The 3,095-nt window shown below is 34.9% G+C and carries 5 protein-coding genes and 1 pseudogene; 2 read left to right on the top strand and 4 right to left on the bottom strand.

Annotated elements, in window-relative coordinates; all coding sequences use genetic code 11:
- Window positions 1-227: 227 nt before the first annotated feature.
- Window positions 228-1,097, top strand: coding sequence for a hypothetical protein (locus tag MW688_RS07490; RefSeq protein ID WP_486735322.1), 870 nt, complete (start codon window positions 228-230; stop codon window positions 1,095-1,097).
- Here MW688_RS07490 and MW688_RS07485 read toward each other — a convergent pair.
- Window positions 1,075-1,611: a hypothetical protein gene (locus MW688_RS07485; protein WP_486735321.1), complete on the bottom strand. Its 537-nt coding sequence runs from the start codon at window positions 1,609-1,611 to the stop codon at window positions 1,075-1,077. The two genes, MW688_RS07490 and MW688_RS07485, sit on opposite strands and share 23 nt — an antisense overlap.
- An 86-nt stretch (window positions 1,612-1,697) precedes the next feature.
- Between MW688_RS07485 and MW688_RS07480 the strand changes: the two genes are divergently transcribed.
- The gene (locus MW688_RS07480; RefSeq protein WP_486735320.1) at window positions 1,698-1,925 is read left to right on the top strand and encodes a DNA-directed RNA polymerase subunit omega; all 228 of its coding nucleotides are present in this window, start codon (window positions 1,698-1,700) and stop codon (window positions 1,923-1,925) included.
- Here the strand turns inward: MW688_RS07480 and MW688_RS07475 are convergent.
- From MW688_RS07475 to MW688_RS07465, 3 genes and pseudogenes are all read right to left on the bottom strand, one after another.
- The gene (locus MW688_RS07475; RefSeq protein WP_486735319.1) at window positions 1,922-2,218 is read right to left on the bottom strand and encodes a DUF2103 domain-containing protein; all 297 of its coding nucleotides are present in this window, start codon (window positions 2,216-2,218) and stop codon (window positions 1,922-1,924) included. The two genes, MW688_RS07480 and MW688_RS07475, sit on opposite strands and share 4 nt — an antisense overlap.
- Before the next feature lie 42 nt (window positions 2,219-2,260).
- Window positions 2,261-2,554, bottom strand: coding sequence for an ATP-dependent Clp protease adapter ClpS (gene clpS, locus MW688_RS07470; RefSeq protein WP_486735318.1), 294 nt, complete (start codon window positions 2,552-2,554; stop codon window positions 2,261-2,263).
- Between the two features lie 143 nt (window positions 2,555-2,697).
- Window positions 2,698-3,095: pseudogene (locus MW688_RS07465) on the bottom strand (hypothetical protein); the annotation flags it as partial.

The following is a 3,095-nucleotide window of genomic DNA, read 5'->3' as shown; positions in this document are numbered from 1 at the left end:
TGCAAAGTATGTAGTAATTAAGTATGTAGGGGCGCAAGGCTTGCGCCCTTACCAAAGTTTGCTTATAGCTATTCCCACGAAAGACAAAAACAAAAAGATATTATTTTTGGCGCACGCCCCTAATTAAGTAGAGTGCGAAGTTAAAATTAATGTTGGGTTATCTCCCTGCCCAACCTACTTATATCTTGGCATCACCATTTGAAAGAAATTTTATCTTTATCTAAAGAATGACAATTAAAACTTTTTTACCTGCCATTTCCATAATATTGGGAATTATTTTTTCTCAGCTATATGTTTACGTTTTTTTAATTAAATATATATTGATGTTGCTGTTGTTTTTAGCTTTTATTAATCTCAAAACAACTAGATTTTATCCCAATACCTTGGTGGTATTATTAACTAATATTTCTTTCGGGTTTATTGCTTACTTTTTAGGGATTATCTTTAATCAAGAATTGGCTTTTTTGTGTTTTATGACAGCAATTATGCCCACAGCTTTAGCTGCTCCCTCTATGATAGAATTATTAGAAGGTAATGTTGCTTATGTAACTATTTCTGTTTTACTCACTAATATATTTGTTGCCTTACTTATTCCGGTTTTTGTGGGCTTTATTATTCCCCTAGACCAAAAAATTGAGACTATAAATATTCTCTTATCTGTCTCAACTGTTTTAATTTTACCTTTGGTTTTCTCTTGGATAGTTAGGAAAACTAGTACTAAGTTACATAGATATCTGCAAAAACTAAATTTTTTAAAATTTTATCTCTGGAATATTATGTTAATCTTGGCTACTTCTAAAGCTGCTCATTTTCTTTTAGAAGAACAACAAGAAGATAGTCAAATTATTATTAAGATAGCTTTAGCTTCTCTAATTATCTGTATTTTTAACTTTACTATTGGTAAAGTGATTGGTGGACGACAATTTTTCCGAGAAGCTAGTCAATCTCTAGGCCAAAAAAATACTATGTTTATAGTTTGGCTATCTCTAGAGTTTTTTGAACCTACCACAGCTTTAGGACCCATGTTTTATCTAATTTACCACAACATATATAATAGTTATTTACTAATTCGTTTTAACCAGAAAAAGCAACTGTAATAGTCCACAAATCTATTAATAACAAGAAAAAGGTAAATAGTAACAAAATCAGATACATCCACGGTTGAGACAGAGGGCGAATATCAGTGGTATCAATGCCTGTTTTGGTCTCTACTTCCTTCACCATACGGGAAAACCCAGCTACACGCATGGGCAATAAATAGGCTTTTTCTTCCTGTTTGGGAATAAAATAGTAAACTAAGCCCCCTTGACCTGTGGTTCTTAGTTTTAAATCCTTGATATCTTCCCAAGCTAAACTCCAACCCTTGCGAAAAAAACTAGGCACCCAATTGGGATAGGTTACTTGAATTTTTTCTCCATCAAGTATTACCCTCTCACTCAAAGCAGCCCACAAAGCGATCGCCCCTAACACGATTCCTAGCCAGAGTAAGTTGGCAGAAATAGGCGCTTGAGTAAATTCACTTAAAAAAGGTAAAGGCAAGGTTAAGGCAAAATACAAACTAGTCAGGGTTAAACGAATCAGAGGAGATAGAGGATATGTTTTAGTTTCCATAATGAATTATATTGAAGAGAAATAGAGAAAGAGTATTTAGCTTAATGGTAGAATAAGAGATAATAGAAATTCAACTTAAAATAATTATGGCAAGGCGCACAAATTTTGATTCTTCTCAAATTATGTTACGTGCTGAAGATTTAATGGCTGCGGCCAGCAATCGTTATCGTATTACTGTACTAGTGGCTAATCGTGCTAAACGTCGTCGTCATGAAGAGATGGACACTATCGACGATCCCAATATGAAACCAGTAGTTCGCGCTGTCATCGAAATGTCAGACGAATTAACACAGCCAGAAATTATTGCTGATTAATTATCTAAAGTTTCGGCTATGGCTTGTTCTAGAGATGATTTATCTAAATTAGTAATTAGAAAAACTTCTTGAACACTTTTCCCTACTCTAGCTATTACTTTATAGCCACCGCGAATTGGTACAGAAACCCTTAATTTCAGATGAGGTGATTTACCTTTTGAGCGACTAATTACTCCAGGTGTAATAGTTTCCACACCTGGATAACTAGTTAATTTTTCCAGAATCGGAATTAAGCCATCTATGTGAGTGGAATGATTCCAAACTAGACGACCTGTTTTATTCTCTTTGTTCATTTTGCTCATTTGTTTACTTTGCTCATTGAATATTGTTTTTAATTATCCTTTTTCCAAGGGTGCCATAGTCAACCCCTCTCTTTTCAGTTGTTGATGGTAAAATTCCGCTTGTTCTAGGGGTCCTACCCAAACTATGGCTTGTCCTTCGTAATGGACTTGTTCTGTTAATTGCCAGGCGAGGTCACCCGTCATACCCGGAATATATTTTAGTAAACAATCAGCCACATGTTGAAAAGTATTAAAGTCATCGTTAAGCACGATTACTTTATAATTTGGGTACTTTTTTGGTTCAACCTGTTTAGTTTTTTCAATGGTAATTCCTGGAGAAGCAGTCATTGCAATTACTCTAAGTATTAGTTATATAAACCAATCTATACCGCTTCTAAAAATCTACTCAAATTTACTCAAACAGCAAAATAAGACAGAAAAAAGTCAGCGGTGTATCTTTTGCCATGTAAAGTGTTTTTACTCCTTGCCAATTACTCGGTACTCTGTATCACTGACACAGACTCAATAATTCGCTTAACCTTACATGCCCAGTTAGGGTACACTTCCATACGATAAAAGGTATTCCTATTTATGTATCCAAGTTCAGCTTTCAATAGTTTATTTAGTTTATAATACGCGCGCCATAGATGTGCCCTATCCCTCACAGATAAAGCAGTCTTGATGGTCTGCGGTAATCTTTCACTTAATCTCATCCCTCTTCTCCCAATAACTATAGCTGCGGCTACACCACTATTCAATCCGTACATTCTCATGTATTTAACCATCCCAATCAAAGAAGTGTATTGAGACGCTACTTTTTTTATTTCTACACCTCTATTAGCAGCAATAGCCGCTAAAATCTTAAAAAACGAGTTATATCCCCAACTAC

It is taken from the genome of Johannesbaptistia floridana (assembly GCF_057440575.1).
This window is presented reverse-complemented; position numbering and strand designations above follow the sequence as displayed.